We start from the raw sequence: 18,504 nt of genomic DNA on the forward strand, positions 1-18,504 counted from the left end.
CCGGCTCAGAACAGGTTAATGGGGACTTTCAGGTAGATCTGACCATTATCCTCTTCCGGCGGCATTTCACCGGCTCGCATATTGACCTGAACCGAAGGCAGAATCAGCCGGGGCATATCCAGAGTCGCATCACGCTCGGTGCGCATTCTGACAAACTCTTCCTCGGAAATACCTTCGTGCACATGGACATTGGCCTGGCGCTGTTCTGCCACGGTCGTCATGTGATGGTACTCATCACGGCCCGGCGCTTTGTAGTCATGACACAGGAAAATCCGGGTTTCTTCAGGCAATGCAAGCACCTTCTGGATCGAGTGGTACAAGGTACGGGCGTCACCTCCCGGAAAATCACAGCGGGCGGTGCCATAATCCGGCATGAACAGCGTGTCACCAACAAAGGCGGCATCACCGATTACATAGGTCAGGCAGGCTGGCGTATGGCCCGGAGTGTGGAGTACGCGACCTTCCAGGCCTCCAATAGTGAAGGTATCCCCCTCTTCAAACAACTGGTCGAACTGGCTGCCATCACGGGCAAACTCGGTTCCTGCATTAAAGGCTTTGCCGAAAATTTCCTGTACATCGGTGATACGAGCGCCAATGCCCGTTTTTCCGCCAAGTTTTTCATGCAGGTACGGCGCTGCCGACAAATGATCGGCGTGCACATGAGTTTCCAGAATCCATTCAACGGTTAAATCGTTGTCGCGGACATACCGGATGATTTCATCCGCAGAGCGGACATCCGTACGCCCAGAGGCATAGTCAAAATCCAATACTGAATCCAGAATCGCGCAAGCCTGACCGTCCGGATCCCGGATCACATAACTAAAAGTATTCGTCGGTTCATCAAAAAAATGCTGGACAATGGGCTGACTCATGGCGCTGACCTCTGACCTAACCTTAAGTTTAGATCTAAGAATATACCATATCGATATATAAGGTGAAGTTCTGTTTGTTTATATGCGTGATAGCCCCAGTCCATCAACCATACAATCCCGGCCACTTTTCTTCGCCAAGTACAGCCGGTGATCAGCCTGATCAATCATGAGCGCAGGTGTTACCCACTTTCCTTTCAACTCCTCCGAGCTGATCACACCAGCACTCGCTGTGAGGGAAACAGGACGCCCGTTATAAATGAACGGTTCCCTACGAACAGCCTCCAGTACCCTAAGCACCAACTGTTTGACACTCTCCGTCCCGGCACCAACAAAGATCACCAGAAACTCTTCCCCACCAAACCTCGAGACAACGTCATTCGTACGAGTGTGCTTCTGCAACAGTTTGGCAAAACATTGCAGGGTATAGTCGCCCCCCAGATGACCGACGGTATCGTTAATATCCTTAAAGTGGTCAATATCAACCATGACCATCGAAAAAAGCTCGCCATGCCGGCTGTTTCGGGACAGCAGCTCTTCCAGTCGTGGCATCAGATAACGGCGATTATGCAACCCCGTGAGCGGGTCGCGAATGGACTGATTGAGGAGTTCATTCTCAAGTCGATGGCGCTCCAGCACACCAGACAGAAGACCGGTGACGATGAGCAGCAAATCCGCCTGATCGGGATGCCAGTCCCGCTCTACTACCGAATCAACACCCAGGAAGCCGTCTACCCGGCCACGCCCTCTTATTGGCACACAAAACATCGAGTGCACTCGGTGTTTCTTAAGCAGGCCGCGTTCCAGAGCAGCCTCTGCCGGAAGATGATCAATATTTTCAACAAACACCACCTGGTTGCGGTCAACCATGGCGCTTATTTGTTTTCGCCACCAACCACACCCATCTATCCGAACGTCTTGCCGGTCGTCTTTCACGGCAAGCGTTTTGTCTGTACACCATTCGTGAGTGTTGGTCATTCCGGAGTAATCGTCAGATAGCGTATAGATATAAGCCCGATCGACTCCGAAAAACTGGCCAATGGACTGAAGCAGGTCGTCAATGCCCTCATTAATTGTGCCGAAGCCTAGATTAATGAACTCCGCAGACAACCTGGCAATAAGGTTCTGAAAGCCAGCCTGAAAGGAAAATTCCGCTTCACTTTTCCTGAGGCTTTGCTCCAGCAATTTGTATTTCTGGATATCCTGAAACTGACCATACCAAAGCGTACTGCCATCAGGCTGGCGCTCTGGTATGGCGTGAGTTTCGAACCACCGGAACTCGCCGCTTTGCAATTTGAGGCGGGCTTGATTGCACCAAGGGGTTAAAGTGCGAGCGGATTCCAGAAGACTCTCTCCGATCCCGGGAGCATCTTCAGGATGAACAATCGAAAAAATGACATCAGCATTTTTATTAAAGTGGGCAGAGGCAACACCAAAAAGCGACTGAACTTTTTCACTAACGTACGGATAGCAGTGAGTCTGACCATCAGCACTCAGCCAGTAAGTGAACAGAACACTGGAAACTCCCGAAGCGAGTTTCTCGAAAAAGGCTGGGTGCAAAGTGCCTTGTTCCCAGCCATCTGACATATTCGTCATTAAACGCCGCTCTCCCTGGCTGCACTTACACCTCTTCAAGAAAGTGTAGCCCAACAATCCGTATGCGGCTATGTGAGTATATCCGGCTAAAGATTACTCAGAAGCGCTTCGGCTTCGGCTTTACGCCCCGCATCTGCGACTTCTCGGCCCGGACGCCCCGAAGCGGTCATAACTTTCTGAAGATACACCCTGGCTCGCTCAGGCTCGCCCTGTTCGACCAGGTAGTCACCAAAGAAATAATTGGCATCAATACCATCAGGGTTAATGGCCAGGGCCTTTTGCAAATAACTAAGAGCTTTATCATCATCACCGAACCCTATCGGCCAGCCTGGCACCTGATAATACAAGCTGCCTAACGAGGTGTAGGCGGAGCCCTCCAGAGCACTGGCATTTATTGCTAATGCAGACTCCAACGATGCCCGCGCTCGTTTGACCAACCCTAAAGCGCTCAACCCACCTTTTGCGCCCGCATAAGTACTCAGCACAATACCCTGCCAAATCAGCGGCTCTGCCTTCTCTGGGTATAGGGCGACCAACGCCTCAGCATCGGAGGCCAAATCTTCGAAGGCCTTTTCCCTGCTCTTCTCAGGTAATTGATACTGAATCTCAGCCCAACGCTTTTGAATATCAGTCAATCCGGCCTGAAAATCTGCCGCCCAAGCTGGCACTGTCGCCATACAAACTACTGCCAATACCAACCATCTCATGACACCACTCCTGATTCCATAAACCGCCGGATCACGGGTAACTGCTTCAACATCGCTTTATCCACAATTTTCGGCAGAATACTGTTGATCACTACAAACAGTTTTTCCGGCCACCCTAAAAAGCGCCGATGCTCATCCCGGGTCATGGCTTTCAGAATTTCAGCCGCCACCTGTTCTGGCGCGTCCACTGCATTACCCAGCGCCTGGTTCATTGCCGTCACCGCATCCGGATTCATGCTTGTGGCGGTGGCTCTGGGTGCCACATAAATAACTTTTAACGAGGTATCCGCCCATTCCCGGCGTAAGGCTTCAGTAAAGCCTCGCAAACCAAATTTGCTGGCGCAGTAGGCTGTGTAGCCCGGGAAACCGATGCTGCCGAAGGTTGAACCCACAAAAACCAACGCTCCAAGACCTGTTTTCCGGAACCGCGGGGCGAAATGCCGGGCCACCAACATGGCAGAACGCAGATTCACATTGAGCTGGGCATCCAGATCGCTGATTTCCATGGCCTCAAGAGCCACAAACTGGTTCTGGCCAGCACAGTGAATAACCCCATCAATGTCCGGGTAGACCATACTGAGTTGCTGCAGCTGGTTATCCAGTTCAACAGCGGCGAGATCAAGGTAGACAGGCACGACACCCTCGCAGGGATCCAGCCGTTCAAGGTGACGTGTGGCCACGATGACACGGGCACCAGCCTGCACCAGCGGCTCAATCAGTGCTTTGCCAATACCACCGGTTCCACCGAGCAGCAGAAACGTTCGGTCATGCAGCAACATGACGCTGTCCTTCGGTTGCAACCTGAACAGGAATGTTATGCAACATATCTCCATAGAGCCGGTATACCATTCGGGCAGACTCGATAATGGCCAGCTGATCATCCGGATCACGAATGTCATTCATCAGGTTGCGGAAAAACTCAAAATGCTCCTGATCCAGCGCTCCGTGAGAGTAAAGGTAGCTGAAGGCCTGATCAGGTAAGTGCAATTGCTTCTGAATTGCTTCGCCCAGCGGTGTGGCCAACTCAATGGAGGTGCCTTCCAGCACCTGTACCATGCCAAAAAAAGCCACAGGGTTACCGCGCTGAATACGGTCGTAAAGGTAGGCCACCATCAGTTCGATGGAGGTGTCTGGCCGACCATGTCGAATGGTGTCCTTATCTTCACCGCAGGCTTCCAGATCATTCAGAATCCATTCATGGTGGCCGTACTCTTCATCAATGTATTCCACCAACGCTTTGCGAACAGGCTCCAAACGCTCTGGTAAACGGCCACCGCAGGCCATCATCAGAGGAACGGTGTGTTTTACGTGGTGGTATGCCTGAGTCAAAAACCAGGTGTAGCCTTCCAGGCTGAAGCGCCCCTCGCGGATGGCTTCAACGACCGGGGCACTCGTGACATGAGCCCGGGCTTCTTCAGTTTCGGATTGCAGTCTGTCAAAAAAATCCATATTGGGTAGTCCTTTGGTTGAGTGATTCAGTGTCGGGTCCCAGGGAATAGGCGTGATCCCATTGGTGCTCAGAAACAGGGGGAAGGAATCTGTCACCAGTGAAGGCAAATCCGCTTGAATCTGGTGACGAACGGGGCGCCCATTAGCAGTAATGTGGTTATCCGCCTGGCTCAGAGGGTTCCGGCGTAAATACACCGCCTGTAATCGGGCATAGTCCGGCAGGCCGGCGTTCACAGCCATCAGATCTGGGAGCAGATCATCCGGAGTGCGTTCATCCCGGATTGTCAGTAAGGCGCTGGGCTGAGGTTCGCCATCACCAAATACAACAGCTTGCGTAGCACTGAGCGCCTGAATCAATTCACTTTCCAGCCATTCCGGACTGATATTACGACCGAAGCTAGTGATCAGAAGATTCTTAGCTCTGCCATTCACGACAAGATACCCGTCTTTATCGATGGCTCCGAGGTCTCCGGTATCAAGCCAGCTTTCAGCTACAGGCCCATCGCCCAGATAGCCCAGGTGTGTGTTGCCACGAACCAGTATCCGGCGCTGATCATCCACACAAACATCCACATGCGACAACGGTCTGCCAACGCTGCCTTCACATTCATCATCAGGTACATTCAGAGCGACTACCGAGCCACACTCAGACAGACCATAGCCTTCATACAAAGGCAGGCCGACTGAACGCCCTCGCGCCAGCAAATCCAGTGATACCCGGCCACCACCAACAGCCAGAAAACGAAACGATGCGCAGCTCAGACTTCCTTGTTCTGCAGCAGTCACCAATGCCATTGCTAACTCTGGCACCAAAATGATGGAGTGGGGCTGATAACGGTTAATTCCGGTCACCAACCGGCGAAAATCCAAACCACTACTGCCAGTCATTCCCAGGGTTTGGAGCGGTACAATCGTCACAGTCGCACCCATCAACAACGGCAGATAGACGCCGGCAATATTCTCCAACAACGTAGCCAGCGGCAGAATGCAAAGGTGTTGCTGCAATGTCACGCCTCCGAGGCGCTCCTGCAATGCCAGAGTGGTCCCAACCATCTGCTCAGCCGACAAGCACACCCCCTTCGGAGTGCCAGTACTGCCAGAGGTAAATGTGATTTTTGCAGTTTGCTCCGGCATCCAGGAACATGCCGGGGAAACCGGTAAATGCTGCAACCAGACTCCCTGGCCTATAGGTTTCGCACCGTCTGTTTCGTCACTGAACAGTAAGCATTCCAAACCGGCTCTTTCCACCAGATGGGATCTCTGGTTTTTCGAGAAAAATACGGGTACAGGCACACACACGACGCCAGCCACCAGACAAGCCAGATCTGCCACTACCCAGGCCACAGTATTGTCACCGCATAACCCAGCTCGTTTAACGCCCTGCTGCCGTAACCGCTCAGCCAGGTCGTTGACAGCCTGCCACATCTGCCGATAACTGAGCCCGGACCCTGCGCCCTGAAGAGCAAGACGGTCTGGGTGCTGTTGAACACAGGCATGCAGCAATTCAGGCAAGGAAGCCATAAACTTTCCTCTCAGACAAATGATCAGAACGCTCAACTTGCTGAATCAATTTCAGTAAGCCTGCCTCGCGTAACGCCGAGATGCCATCAGCTACCCGAATAGCCAGCACCACAGGGTGATGCTCGTAGTAGCAACCCCAGCCAGCGCCGCCATCCGGTAACTTAGACGGATCTGCGCTCGCCAATACATACGTTGTAATTCCCAGGCGATGGAAGCTGTTGCGCAACTGATCTGTACCGGTACACACCACCCAGTCATAGTCCTCGCTGTCCAGCCAGACCGACAAAGAAGCAAACAAATAGCGACTGACTCCGGCTTCTACACCGGCCAAATGAGCAATTTCAGCAATTCGGCTGCGATCGATCCCCGATTCTGGCATCACCGTTTCCACTGGCACCGATAGATAATCTTCCAGAAACAATTGATCGTGGCTGGCATTACGGACCCCCACAGCGGCCATCAGGCTACCCTGAGCAGTGGTCAACGCCAGTAGCGACGGAATACGTAAATTCGGTTCGGCGCCATAAGCCTGCAAAAACCGCCGGCGAATAAACACGGCGACGGTTTCCTCCATAGTCGTGCCCGGTACGATCTCGCTGAACCATCGACCAGCACAGTGCAGCACCGGCATGACCTCCGGGGAATCAGGCAGACAACAGATGGACATTGTCATCGGGTTATTCATATTCGTTCTCCAACAGCAGCCGGGCAAAAAGCCTTAGAGCATGACTGGCAGATTAGAGAGACAGGCTTAAAGGAGCCTTAAGGCAACACAGCAGAATCCTTAAGAACGCCTTAAGGTTTAGCTGAACCGCGAGTTAAGGCTCGCTTAAGAAAGACGGCGTAGAGTATTTTCCTTGTACCTGAATCCATTACACTCAACGTGAGCACTTTTCCGCAACGGACGACGTTTGATGCGCATACTCCTGGTAGAAGATGACCACCTGCTGGCCCGCACCATGCTCGATATGCTGCGGGAAGACCAAAATACTGTAGACTGGATTGATGATGGTCAGAAAGCGCTCAACGCGCTCGCCGATGAACACTTTGATCTCGTCATTCTGGACCTCACACTACCAAGAGTAGACGGGCTGGATATCGTTCGCCGCAGTCGTCAGCAAGGCAATCAGACGCCGATTATCATTCTCACGGCAAGAGCTGATCTGGATGAAAAACTGCAAGGTCTGGATTCTGGCGCTGACGATTATCTCACCAAACCCTTTGCTATGGCGGAGTTAAAAGCTCGTATCAGAGCCGTTACCCGACGAGGATGGGCAGAAAGCCCATCTGCCGGAATCCGTGTCGGTTGCCTCACGCTGAATCCGGACACAGGTAACCTGACGATCGGTCATGACTCCGTAACGCTACCCAGAAGCGAGCTCCAGATACTGCACTATCTGATGCGTCATCCCGACCAGGTAGCTACCCGCCGCCGTCTGGAAGAGCAGTTGTATGGCTGGGAACCGGGTGCTGAAAGCAATGCCCTGGAGGTTCACGTGCACCACCTTCGCCGAAGGATCGGAAAAACTGCTATCCGAACACTCAGAGGTGTTGGATATCTGCTGGACAGTGAAGCCGCGAGCAAGGAACCCAAAGGATGAACCTGACTCGCAAACTGACTCTGCTGGTAACTGGCACGGTTTTTTTTATCACATTGATCGCCGCTGGCTGGGGCTATTACGTCAGTGATCATCAGATGGAAGAACTATTCGACGCCGAACTTGCTCAAAGCACCCGGATTGTTCAGGGTCTGATAGAGCACCTGTCCGGAACCCAGTCGATAGAACAACTCTCATACACGCTGTCCCGAGCGCTTGAACTGCCGGAAAGCGCCTATCAGGGTGATGAAGAAGAAGACGAAATTCTCGCTGATGGCGCCGGCCACAAATACGAACGCAAACTCGCTTTTGAGGTGTGGACACCGGATGGTCAACCCATCCTGGATACCCTGCGCGCTAATGTTGAACCGGAGCTCCAGCCAGGATTCGCCTGGCAGGAGGTTTCCGGCTATCAGTGGCGCACCTTCACCCTGGTCGATCCGGCGACAGGCTTCTGGATACGATCGGCCCAACGAGCAGATGTCCGGGCCGAACTCAGCCAAGAGATTGCTGCGGGTAATGTTCTGCCTTTCCTGATCGCTCTACCATTGCTCGCGCTGGCCGTGGCCGGCTCCATCCAGTTGGGCTTTCAACCGTTACGGAAGCTTGAAAGGCCCGTGCGCAATATGGCACCCGAAAATATCCACCCGCTGGATGACCATCAGACCCCCCGTGAAGTCGCAGGCCTAGTCCATGCGGTCAATGGCCTGCTGAGACGACTGAATCAGGCTCTCGAAAGGGAGCGTAGATTCTCTGCCGATGCGGCTCATGAATTACGAACGCCTTTGACAGCATTACGCTTGAACCTGGAGCAACAAGCAGAACGCTATCCCGGAGAATTTGAAAAGCTCACCGCCTCCGTTGATCGCATGGTCCACCTTGTTGAACAACTGTTGCTGTTAAGTAAAGTGGATGCCGGTGTTGATTTCCGCCCCGAGCCCCGGAATCTGGCAGAGCTGGTGGAGCAGAGCATTGCTGATGTTGCCCCTCTGGCCCTGAAAAAACAGATCGAACCGGAACTGGACAACACATGCACACTTGCCATAGTGAGCTGCCACAGCGCACTTATCACAACCATGATGCGCTCACTGCTGGCCAATGCTATTCAATACAGTCCCCCGGGTACCAGGGTGAGCACCACCATGCGGAAACAGGGCGACGGCTTTATGGTCATCATCTGCGATCAAGGGCCGGGCATTCCCCTGGAGGATCGGGAGCGGGCGCTCAGCCGCTTCACACGACTTGACCAACGGCAAGGCGCCGGAGCCGGGCTCGGTCTGGCCATTGCCCGTCGCATTGCAGAACTCCACGGAGGCCAGCTGACACTGACAGGAAGAGCTGACCTGGAACCCGGACTTTGTGTAACCGTATGGATTCCGTCTAAAGCCGCAAATTAACCCACCCGGTTATCGATGAGGTAGCCCGGGAAAGGCGCGAATCCATCCAGGCCAGAAGGTACAATGCCCGCCTTGCAGATCAACGGAGTTTTCATGGCGACCCCATCCCCCAGTAACGAATGGCAGGCATTCTGGTTAGCCGTTGGGTTTCTGACACGCATTCCCATGTTGGCCAGAATCACATATTCTCAGCGTTTGATGAACCAAAGCAGCCTTTACTTTCCGTTGGTTGGTCTGCTGCTCGGCGTTATCTACGCAGTGACTTTCTCGGTATTCTCACTGATCGCCAGCCCTTGGGTTGCCATTATTCTGGTCACCACTGTGCACCTGTTTATTACCGGCGCATTTCATGAAGACGGCCTGGCCGACAGCGTTGACGCCCTTGGAGGCGGCTACACCGTTGAAAAACGGCTGGAGATCATGAAAGACAGCCGCATAGGCACCTATGGCACCGTAGCGCTGGTGATGGCCTTGCTATTAAAAGTAACGTTATTGGCAGAAACCCGTCATATCTGGCTGGCGTTGTTGGCCGCACCCGCCATTTCCAGGCTGACACCACTGCTATTGATGACCACCATGAGTTACGTAACAGATCCGGATAAAAGCAAGTCCAAACCCGTAGCAGATGGTTTTTCAACAACCCGGCTGATGATCGCCGCGGGCTTCGTGCTGGTGCTGAGCGCCGGGCTGTCGTTCTGGCATCCGCTGCTGATCATCGGCACTCTGCCAGCCGTCCTGCTGGTGGCTCTGTGTTGGGGGGCTTACCTGCGCAGCCAGTTGGGCGGCTATACCGGAGACGCCTTGGGCGCGAGCGTGGTGTTCAGCGAACTGGTGCTGCTGCTGTTTTTGTGAACTGTGGCCGGCTTATCCGTTATCCACAGTAAACGAAACAATTTTAGATAAATGGCTGATGGGCAGGCCTGTCTCCTTGTGCCATTGATTGAACGCCTGCTGAGCCTGAGCCAGCCCTTTCTTGCTGGACGGTGACGCATCCAGAATATTGGCCCGGGTTAAGGCCGTCACCACATCATGAGACATAATGAATCCGTCCCAACCCGCCTGGCGCAAAAAATACTGGGCTGAGTTGCCCCCCAACCGGGCGCCGTTACGTTTCAGATACAGCAACAGACCCACCTGATCTTCATTGGGCCATTCCGCCAGAAACCGGCCAAAACTGCCGTACCCCTGCACCACATCCATAATCATCCGAGCATTTTCCGGGACGGTGCGGATCTTCTGCATATTACGAACAATCCGCGTATCCGCCGCCAACTGCTCCAGAGTCTCCACCGGTACCTGCTGCCAGTACGCGGGCACGAAGCCCTCAAAGGCGGCTTCAAAGTCTGGCCATTTGTTATCAATCACCCGCCAGACAAAGCCAGCCCTGAAAATGCAACTCGTCATCAGAGACAGGTAACGGTCGTCACTTACCTCCATCAACCGCGCCTTCTCCGGCACCGCTGGCAGCATGGATTTCAGGGCTGGCTCACCGCCTTTTCGGGCGACGGCCTGCTGGTAAAACGCAGAAAACTCCATAAACACCTCACCTAACCCCATATTGGGTATCATAATCCCCAATATGGGGTTGAAAGTCCCCGGATCAGGGACTAAAGTACCCAAATTGAGTCTTTAAAAGTGAACCCACCCATGCCCGCAATCAACATCGGCGATGCCCTGTTTACCAAGACCCAACAGCGCCTGCTTGCGCTGCTGTATGGTCAGCCAGACCAAAGCCTGTACCTGAACGAACTGGTACGACTGGCTCAGGTTGGCCGGGGCTCGGTGGCCCGGGAACTGGCCAAACTCACCGACTCCGGATTGGTAATTATGACCCGCCAGGGTAATCAAAACCATTATCAGGCCAACCGGGATAACCCGATTTTCCATGAACTGGCCCATATCGTTCAGAAAACCTTTGGCATTTCTGAAGTTCTGAAAAATGCACTGCTGCCGGTGGCAGACACTCTCGAGCAGGCCTTTATCTATGGTTCTGTCGCCAAAGGCGAGGCCCACGCCGGAAGCGACATAGACCTGATGCTGATCGGCCACGATCTCAGCTACAGCGATATCATGGAACTGCTGGCGCCTGCGGAGCAACAGCTTCAAAGAACCATCAATCCCACGTTATACTCCCCCGAAGAGTTCGAGAAACGCATTGCTGATAACCAGAGTTTTGTAACCCGGGTGATGGAACAACCCCGTCTCGAGCTTAACTTCAACAGCTAAACCACTGAGCCCTCGCATGGAAGCACTCGACAACCTGGTAAAAATACGTCGCCTCAAAGCTGAACCGCCCGATGCACGGGAATTTAACGGCATGCTGAGAGCAGCAGAAGCAAAGCTCAAAGATGCCTGTATAGAAGGCCTGTCAGAAGACAGTCAGTTTTCTCTCGCCTACAGTGCTGCCCACGCACTGTCACTCGCCGCGCTCCGCTGGCACGGTTACCGTTCAGAAAGTCGCTATATTGTGTTTCAGTGCCTGCAACACACGGTCGGTTTGCCGAATGCAAAATGGCGTGTCCTGGATAAATGCCATTCGGCCCGGAACCTTGCCGAATACGAAGGGCATATGGATGTGAATCCACAACTGTTGAAGGAATTGATTGCCATCACCCGCGAGTTGCAGGTGATGGTGGAAAAGTTGGCGCCGATTAAAGGCTGAATGACTCGGGAATCAGGATCGTGCCGGAACAAAGAACGGTGTGCCGTTCATGTCTATCGTTTCCAGCCGCTGGTTATACAACTTCTCCAGTGCAGCCGGCACCAACATCTGCTCAGCAGACCCCCAACAGGCTTCGCCATTGGGATACATTAACAACAAGTGATTACACCACCGTGCTGCCAGGTTTAAATCGTGCAGGCACATAAACACTGCCCGACCACTTTCGGCCTGCCTCGTTAATAGCTCCATCACAGCAACCTGATGATGCAAATCCAGATGATTACTGGGTTCATCCAGCAGCAAAGTATGGGGAGACTGGGTCATAAGAGTCGCAATGGCGACTCGTTGACGTTCACCGCCGGACAGCGTGCTTACCAATCGGTCTCGCAGATGAAGTACATCCAAATCCGCTAACGCCTCTTCGGCCGCTGACAGGTCTTCCGCTGTTTCCATCTGCCAAAGCGAAAGCCAGGGGTGCCGGCCGGTCAGAACGGTTTCCAGTACCGTTGCCGGAAAACCATCCTGATGATCCTGGAAAACCAGCCCAAGCTGCCGAGAAACGTCTTTACGCCTCATGTCAGCAATGGCCTGCTGGCCTAAAAACAGGCGCCCGCTTCGGGGGGCGCGTAAGCCAGCAAGGGTGTGAAGCAGAGTCGTTTTACCTGCCCCATTAGGGCCTAGCACGCCCCAAATCTGCCCAGATTCAATATTCAGGTTCAGGGGTGAGCCATCCTTGCGACCTACGATATCCACGACTAAATCCTGCGTGCTGAGCCATTGCATCGCGGGGCGATTACTGACACTCATCAGCGGCTCCGGTGCAGCAGGTAGAGGAAGGTCGGCACCCCCAGCAATGCGGTAATCACACCAACCGGCAACTGTTCAGGCGCAATCACTACTCGTGCCAGCGTGTCCGCCAGAACCAGAAGAATCCCCCCGGCCAACGCACACGCAGGCAGAATCAAACGCTGATCATTGCCCAAAACCAGCCGTAGCATATGGGGCACGACCAAACCGACAAAGCCGACGGCTCCGGCCATGGTCACCGCAGTAGCTGTCAGCAAACTGGCCAGCAGATACACCAGCCATTCAAGCGGCCGCACCGAAACGCCCAACGCCGCGGCCTGCATAGAACCCCGGGCCAGAACGTTCAGACTCCGGCCAAGAGGCAACACCAGTACACACACCAGCAATAACACTATCAGGCCGGTCCAGGGCCGACCTGAGTGGGAAAGATCGCCCATCAACCAGTACAGCATGCCCGGCAACCGGGCTGCCGGTGTCATCGCGAGAATCAAGGTAATCAGAGCTCCCCATCCAGCAGCCACAACGACTCCGGTGAGCAGCAACCGGGACGGTGTCCAGCTACCGCTGCCATGGGCCAGGCCAAACACCAGCAACGTTGCCAACATGGCACCGACAAAGGCCGAACCGGAAACAACCAAACCCGCCATACCCGCCAGCATAGCCAGCAGGGCGCCTACGGCGGCGCCCCCGGACAAGCCAAGCACGTAGGGGTCTGCCAAAGGATTGCGCAATAGCACTTGCATCAGTGCGCCAGCCACCGCCAACAAGCCACCCGTTGCAAAAGCGCTGAGAACCCGCGGCAGGCGCAGGTCCAGAATCAGGGTACGCTCCAGCTCCGTCCCCCCCCCTGCGAACACCCACATCACTTTGCTAATACCCACGTGGGCACTGCCTACGGCAACGGCAGTAGTAACCGCCACAATACTGATCAGCAGTAACGCGAGTAATGGCCGCACCACACTAGAGGCGACCACGGGCAATCTCCAGCGTCTGGCACAGGTGGCTTACGCCTTCGAGCATTCGAACTGTAGGGCGAGCCAACAGATCGGGCGGCTCAAGAAAGAGATTACCGGCTGCGACGGCCGGCATACCCGGGTATGCTTGCCAGTCTTCCAGCCACTCACGGTCATTGCCTTCACGGCCAGAGGTCACAACTACCTCTGGTGCTGCCTCCAAAACTGCTTCGGTACTGATTCGAGGCACCAGCCGGGGCAGGTGACCGAACACATTGATACCACCACACAGCTCGATAGCCTTGCCAATCAACTCATCCTGATTGATGGTCATCAGTGGCTGATCCCAGACCTGGAAGAACACCCGGACAGGCTCGGCGTTACGGTAATGCTCTTTCAGTTCGTGAATGCCTTGCCGGAACGAAAGGGCTTCGGATTGTGCCACTCCAGAAGTACCCGCCAGGACACCAAGGCGCTCAATGGTCAAAGGTATATCTTCAAACTCCCTCGGCGATAACCAGAAAACCCGTAGCCCCAACTGCTCCAGTCGTTCTACCTGCTGCCTGGGGTTACCATCTACCCATGCCACTGTCAGATCTGGCTGCATGGTCAGAATTACCTCCAGATCCAGCCGACTGCTATCGCCCACCCTAGGCAGCTGTTTGGCCTCTGGCGGGTAATCACTCCAGGCACCAACGCCCACCAGCTTGTCTCCGGCTCCAGCCGAGAACAACAATTCGGTGGCGCCGGGAGACAACGAAACAATCCGGGTGGCCGGCCCCGGCAGGCAGACATCCTGTTGCAGAGCATCGCGGACACACAGCACTTCTGCCTGCACCGCGAAAGGTGCCAGCAGGATAGCCATCAAGGCAGTGAGGCCGCGAGCTGTCATCAGAAAAAAATACCTTTCTGGCTAAGTACCTTACCGACTGAAATCATAGCGCACACTAGCCATGTACGTACGCCCTGCGGCCAGATAATCGAAGGGTTCGAAAGTCACACTATCACTGCCAAGACTGGTGGTGTAGCGCCGGTCAAGCACATTATCGACCTTGAAACTGGCCGACCACCCAGGCAAGAAAGTCCAGGCCGCCCGAAGATCCACCGTGCCATAACCCGGCAAAAGACTGGCGTTGGCGGCATCATTATAGCGATTGCTTTCAGCAATCAGGCTAGCACCAACCGACCATTGCGAAAACAGTCTATCGATATCCAGTCGAGCCGTTTTCTCAGCCCGGCGGGGCAGGCGGGTACCCGTATCCCGGTTTTCCGTGTCTGCATAAGTCAAAGCAGCAGCAATGTCCCAGGTGCCCGTCTCAAAGCCGGATGACAACTCCACGCCCCGGATCCTCGCAGTCTCTACATTGTCCATAGTGCCCTGCCAGGTCACCGGATCTGATACATAGGTGATCAGGTCATCCACATCGTTCTGGTAAACCGCCATATCCCAGAACCAACGCTCGTAACGCCCTGAAACGCCCAGTTCGACCATCTGTCCCTGTTCTGCATCCAGCTCCGGATTACCGGTGTAGTATGGAGTAGCAAGATACAAGTCGTTGAAGGTGGGCGCCCTGAAAGACGTCGCATAGCTCAACCGGACCCGGTGCGAACGGTCAAACTGGTGGCCGAATGCGATGCCGCCGGTCTCCTCTTTGCCATAGGCTTCGTTATCATCCAGTCGCAGGCTCAGCAGCAAATCGCTGGCCCCGAAATTCAACCTGCTCTGACCAAACACGGCTGCGTTAGTTCGACTGGTTTCAGTAAAGTTCTCAGTACCTTCAACCTCGTCAACCATGACCTCGGAACCCAGCACAAATTCATGCACTCCGGCCGTCAGAGTGTTATCCCAGCGGGCAGAGCGGGACAGGGTGTTGTAGACACTCGGGTATGAGCCAAAGGTTTCCTGCTCGTCCCGAGCTTCCGAGAACTGGATACGAGTACGCCAGTAGTCACTGGCTACCGCCTCAACGTACAAGCCGGCAGCACGGATCATATAATCGGTATCACCGCCTTCAAATTCAGTATTACCTTCGGACTGGAAGACGGTTACGCCAGCGCCACCGCCCTGATCAAAGCGGTGGCTGATCTTGGCCAGGCCTCCGGTATTACGATACCCCTTATCATCGCCACCAGCTCGCAGATCAGTGCCATCCGTATCGGAATAAACTACGTTTGCCAGCATAGACGTTTGCCCTTTTTTACCCGCAACACCTACTGAGGCCTCACGAGTTTTATGGGAACCGGCAGAGACGTCTGCCCAGGCCTGGCGATCCGCTTGCGGGTCCAGCGTGAAGGCCTGAACAACACCCCCGACAGCATCCGCGCCATAGAGCGAGCTCTTGGCGCCCCGAACCAGCTCAACTCGCCCCATTAATTCCGGAGGCAGGAACTGCCATGGTGGAATACCCAGAGTACCGGATCGCAAACGAATGCCATCCAGTAACAAAACGGTGCTGGAACTACCTGCACCACGAAGAAAAAGACTGGTCGATTTTCCATAACTACCGTCAGATACCACATTCACACCGGGCTGCCCCCGGAGCAGATCCTGGAACTCCGCTGGTTGTTGGCGCTCGATATCAGATTGATCAATGACCGTCACTGAAGACAAACTCTCCCCTACTGTCTTCGGCCCAAGAGTGGCAGTCACCACAATAGGCTCCTGATTCAGCGAGTGTTCACTCTGCTCAGTTGCAGCAACAGGTAACGCCAAAGGTAAGAACAACAAAGCGGGAATCTTTTTTGAAGGGTTCATGTCTTCTCTCACTGCGCACCGCACGCACCCGTACGATTGGTTATGTTAACTGCGGAGGAAGATATAAAGGGATAACGGGGGTGGAGGGCGCTTGAGATGTTGGCTGGCCGGATTCACCCACCGCCGCTGCCCTCCGCAACGTCTGGTGTATAGAGTATCAAGCTCCGAGCTTCAGGCCGGTCTCCGGGCTTACAGGTGGAGCCTTTGCTCCGGGTAATCACCTTCCCATGCCTTTTGGCACAGTGGCGCATTGGATTACCTTTGACCTGCTTACCGTTGCGGGGGCAGCGCCGGGTTCTCACCGGCTTCCCGTTTCACTCCCGGTTTCCGTGCGATCATGGCCTGTCAGCACGAACTAGGGGAGCACCTGAAAGCGAGGGCAAGGCTACCAACCGAGCCCAGATTGGTCAATGAGATCCGACAATTCCCTCTGTCTGACACAAACGCTCCAACTTGACAGGCTCCAGCGACGGATAGACCATCGCCCGACTTTTTCACCATAAGGACCATCCCATGCCTCTGCCTGACAGCTGGCTTCAAGCACCGGAAAAACCATCTGGCGCTCATTCAGAGCTTGCCCTGGCCCGTCAGAAAATACTCACGAAGCCACCCGGATCGCTGGGCAAGCTAGAGCAGATCGCTATTGATCTGGCCGGGCTTAGCCGCAGCGAAAAACCTGCCGTTGACCCAGTACGCATAGTTGTTTTTGCTGGCGACCACGGCGTATGCGAGGAGGGTATCTCTGCCTTTCCGCAAGCCGTGACCAGTCAGATGATGACCAATTTCACGCACGGTGGCGCTGCCATCAGTGTCATGGCTAAAGAGCTAGGTGCCAGCCTGGAGGTGGTTAATCTAGGTACGGTTGGCGCAGTCCCTGAGGCGTCCGGAGTGATCAACGAAGTTATTGCACCGTGTACGGGCAATATAGTGCAGAAAGTCGCCATGACCAACAAACAGGCTGAAGCGGCTCTTATATCCGGTGACAGCGCAGCCCAGCGAGCCACCGAGGCTGGAAGCCGACTGTTTATCGGGGGAGATATGGGGATTGGCAACACCACCAGTGCCGCGGCCATCGCTTGCGCATTGCTGGGTCATTGCCCGCAACAACTGGTTGGCCCGGGCACTGGCCTGAATTCGAAGGGTGTTGCACATAAAGCCCGGGTCGTTGAAAAAGCCCTTTCCCGTCATGGTGACAGCAACGACGCCCTGAGCATACTGGCCTCACTCGGTGGTTTTGAAATTGCCGGCCTGACGGGCGCAATCATGGGGTGTGCTGCCCGCGGCATTCCAGTACTGGTTGATGGTTTTATCGTTTCAACCGCCGCCCTGATTGCCGTACGCCAGCAGCCCGACGTACGTGACTGGCTGATCTTTGGCCACCGTTCAGCCGAACCCGGCCACAATGCAGTGCTCGAAGCTCTGGGTGCTTCACCCTTACTTGATCTCGGCATGCGGTTAGGCGAGGGAAGTGGTGCCGCTGTAGCCGTGCCGCTCTTGCGTTCTGCCTGTGCTTTGCACAACTATATGGCCAGCTTTGCCGATGCCAATGTCAGTGAGAAATCTAAAGAGTAGAGCCAATATGACCACCGTTATTGACCTGATTCGCCATGGTGAGCCAGAAGGCGGCCCGATGTTCCGCGGCAGCAAGGATGACCCGTTAAGCCACAAGGGTTGGCAACAAATGGCGTCAGCTATCAGCAACAGTGATCACTGGGATGTCATCATCAGCTCCCCTATGGCACGCTGCCAACAGTTTGCGGAACAACTTTCCGGGCAGCGACAAATTCCGCTGCATATAGATAACGGACTTCGTGAAATTGGCTTTGGCGAATGGGAAGGAATGACCGCCGAACAGGTCGGAGAACGTTATGGCGATCACCTCAACCGGTTCTGGCAGGACTCTATCAACTTCATCCCCCCCGGCGGCGAACCTGTCAACGGGTTCTATGACCGGGTCACCCGGAGCTTCAATGACTGGCAGCAGAAATTAGCCGGACAAAGCGTGCTGGTCGTCTGTCATGGCGGTGTCATCCGCATGATTCTGGCAGACGTGCTGGGCATTCCCCTTGAAAAGTCGTTTGTCGGTTTTGCTGTGCCCTACGCCTGCCGCAGCCGCCTTCAAATTGACCAGTCTGAATTTGGGGTCATCCGCAGCCTGATCAGCCACCAGCCCTGAGCATCAGCATCATG

General features: G+C 54.6%; 18 protein-coding genes and 1 riboswitch. Of the genes, 7 read left to right on the plus strand and 11 right to left on the minus strand.

Translation table 11 applies throughout. The annotated features are described in order from the left end of the window. Positions 1 to 5: 5 nt before the first annotated feature. The 6 genes from ABYA77_RS04895 to ABYA77_RS04920 all read right to left on the minus strand — a co-directional run bounded on the left by ABYA77_RS04895 (position 6) and on the right by ABYA77_RS04920 (position 6,827). On the minus strand, positions 6 to 872 hold the full coding sequence (locus ABYA77_RS04895; protein WP_372964830.1) for an MBL fold metallo-hydrolase: 867 nt from the start codon (positions 870 to 872) through the stop codon (positions 6 to 8). Positions 873 to 950: 78 nt separating this feature from the next. Beyond that, positions 951 to 2,465, minus strand: a complete 1,515-nt coding sequence (locus ABYA77_RS04900) for a diguanylate cyclase (protein WP_372964831.1) — start codon at positions 2,463 to 2,465, stop codon at positions 951 to 953. 86 nt (positions 2,466 to 2,551) lie between these two features. Next, a complete protein-coding gene (locus ABYA77_RS04905; RefSeq protein WP_372964832.1) occupies positions 2,552 to 3,172 on the minus strand; it encodes a tetratricopeptide repeat protein in 621 nt (206 codons plus the stop codon). Next, positions 3,169 to 3,951 (minus strand): SDR family oxidoreductase, encoded by a 783-nt coding sequence (locus ABYA77_RS04910; protein ID WP_372964833.1) that lies wholly within the window; start codon positions 3,949 to 3,951, stop codon positions 3,169 to 3,171. The genes ABYA77_RS04905 and ABYA77_RS04910 overlap by 4 nt, the downstream gene beginning before the upstream one ends. After that, positions 3,938 to 6,142: an AMP-binding protein gene (locus ABYA77_RS04915; RefSeq protein WP_372964834.1), complete on the minus strand. Its 2,205-nt coding sequence runs from the start codon at positions 6,140 to 6,142 to the stop codon at positions 3,938 to 3,940. Before ABYA77_RS04915 ends, ABYA77_RS04910 begins: the two co-directional genes overlap by 14 nt. After that, on the minus strand, positions 6,126 to 6,827 hold the full coding sequence (locus ABYA77_RS04920) for a thermostable hemolysin (protein ID WP_372964835.1): 702 nt from the start codon (positions 6,825 to 6,827) through the stop codon (positions 6,126 to 6,128). The genes ABYA77_RS04915 and ABYA77_RS04920 overlap by 17 nt, the downstream gene beginning before the upstream one ends. Positions 6,828 to 7,056: 229 nt before the next feature. Between ABYA77_RS04920 and ABYA77_RS04925 the strand changes: the two genes are divergently transcribed. The 3 genes from ABYA77_RS04925 to cobS all read left to right on the plus strand — a co-directional run bounded on the left by ABYA77_RS04925 (position 7,057) and on the right by cobS (position 9,989). Next, positions 7,057 to 7,743, plus strand: a complete 687-nt coding sequence (locus ABYA77_RS04925; RefSeq protein WP_372964836.1) for a response regulator transcription factor — start codon at positions 7,057 to 7,059, stop codon at positions 7,741 to 7,743. Beyond that, on the plus strand, positions 7,740 to 9,137 hold the full coding sequence (locus tag ABYA77_RS04930) for an ATP-binding protein (RefSeq protein WP_372964837.1): 1,398 nt from the start codon (positions 7,740 to 7,742) through the stop codon (positions 9,135 to 9,137). Before ABYA77_RS04925 ends, ABYA77_RS04930 begins: the two co-directional genes overlap by 4 nt. A 93-nt stretch (positions 9,138 to 9,230) precedes the next feature. Then, positions 9,231 to 9,989 carry an adenosylcobinamide-GDP ribazoletransferase gene (cobS, locus tag ABYA77_RS04935; RefSeq protein WP_372964838.1) on the plus strand — a complete coding sequence of 253 codons (759 nt, stop codon included), beginning with the start codon at positions 9,231 to 9,233 and terminating at the stop codon, positions 9,987 to 9,989. A gap of 12 nt (positions 9,990 to 10,001) precedes the next feature. Here cobS and ABYA77_RS04940 read toward each other — a convergent pair whose 3' ends face one another. Then, positions 10,002 to 10,673, minus strand: a complete 672-nt coding sequence (locus ABYA77_RS04940; protein ID WP_372964889.1) for a DNA-3-methyladenine glycosylase I — start codon at positions 10,671 to 10,673, stop codon at positions 10,002 to 10,004. 111 nt (positions 10,674 to 10,784) lie between these two features. Here ABYA77_RS04940 and ABYA77_RS04945 point away from each other — a divergent pair, with 111 nt between their 5' ends. Further along, a complete protein-coding gene (locus ABYA77_RS04945; protein WP_372964839.1) occupies positions 10,785 to 11,363 on the plus strand; it encodes a nucleotidyltransferase domain-containing protein in 579 nt (192 codons plus the stop codon). Positions 11,364 to 11,379: 16 nt separating this feature from the next. Further along, positions 11,380 to 11,799: a hypothetical protein gene (locus tag ABYA77_RS04950; protein WP_372964840.1), complete on the plus strand. Its 420-nt coding sequence runs from the start codon at positions 11,380 to 11,382 to the stop codon at positions 11,797 to 11,799. Between the two features lie 12 nt (positions 11,800 to 11,811). Here ABYA77_RS04950 and ABYA77_RS04955 read toward each other — a convergent pair whose 3' ends face one another. The 4 genes from ABYA77_RS04955 to ABYA77_RS04970 are packed head-to-tail and all read right to left on the minus strand — an operon-like array spanning position 11,812 to position 16,314. Then, positions 11,812 to 12,582 (minus strand): ABC transporter ATP-binding protein, encoded by a 771-nt coding sequence (locus ABYA77_RS04955; protein ID WP_372964890.1) that lies wholly within the window; start codon positions 12,580 to 12,582, stop codon positions 11,812 to 11,814. Positions 12,583 to 12,605: 23 nt separating this feature from the next. Beyond that, complete coding sequence (locus ABYA77_RS04960; RefSeq protein WP_372964891.1) at positions 12,606 to 13,565, minus strand: FecCD family ABC transporter permease; 960 nt, start codon at positions 13,563 to 13,565, stop codon at positions 12,606 to 12,608. A gap of 1 nt (position 13,566) precedes the next feature. Further along, complete coding sequence (locus ABYA77_RS04965; RefSeq protein ID WP_372964841.1) at positions 13,567 to 14,451, minus strand: cobalamin-binding protein; 885 nt, start codon at positions 14,449 to 14,451, stop codon at positions 13,567 to 13,569. 30 nt (positions 14,452 to 14,481) lie between these two features. Next, positions 14,482 to 16,314, minus strand: a complete 1,833-nt coding sequence (locus ABYA77_RS04970; protein WP_372964842.1) for a TonB-dependent receptor plug domain-containing protein — start codon at positions 16,312 to 16,314, stop codon at positions 14,482 to 14,484. A 156-nt stretch (positions 16,315 to 16,470) separates the two neighbouring features. Then, positions 16,471 to 16,675, minus strand: a riboswitch (cobalamin riboswitch). A 158-nt stretch (positions 16,676 to 16,833) separates the two neighbouring features. Between ABYA77_RS04970 and cobT the strand changes: the two genes are divergently transcribed. Continuing rightward, positions 16,834 to 17,886: a nicotinate-nucleotide--dimethylbenzimidazole phosphoribosyltransferase gene (gene cobT, locus ABYA77_RS04975; protein WP_372964892.1), complete on the plus strand. Its 1,053-nt coding sequence runs from the start codon at positions 16,834 to 16,836 to the stop codon at positions 17,884 to 17,886. A 7-nt stretch (positions 17,887 to 17,893) separates the two neighbouring features. Then, positions 17,894 to 18,490, plus strand: coding sequence for a histidine phosphatase family protein (locus ABYA77_RS04980; RefSeq protein ID WP_372964843.1), 597 nt, complete (start codon positions 17,894 to 17,896; stop codon positions 18,488 to 18,490). Positions 18,491 to 18,504: the final 14 nt, after the last annotated feature.

Origin of the sequence: Marinobacter sp. (assembly GCF_041595835.1) — a bacterium.
Taxonomy (GTDB): domain Bacteria; phylum Pseudomonadota; class Gammaproteobacteria; order Pseudomonadales; family Oleiphilaceae; genus Marinobacter.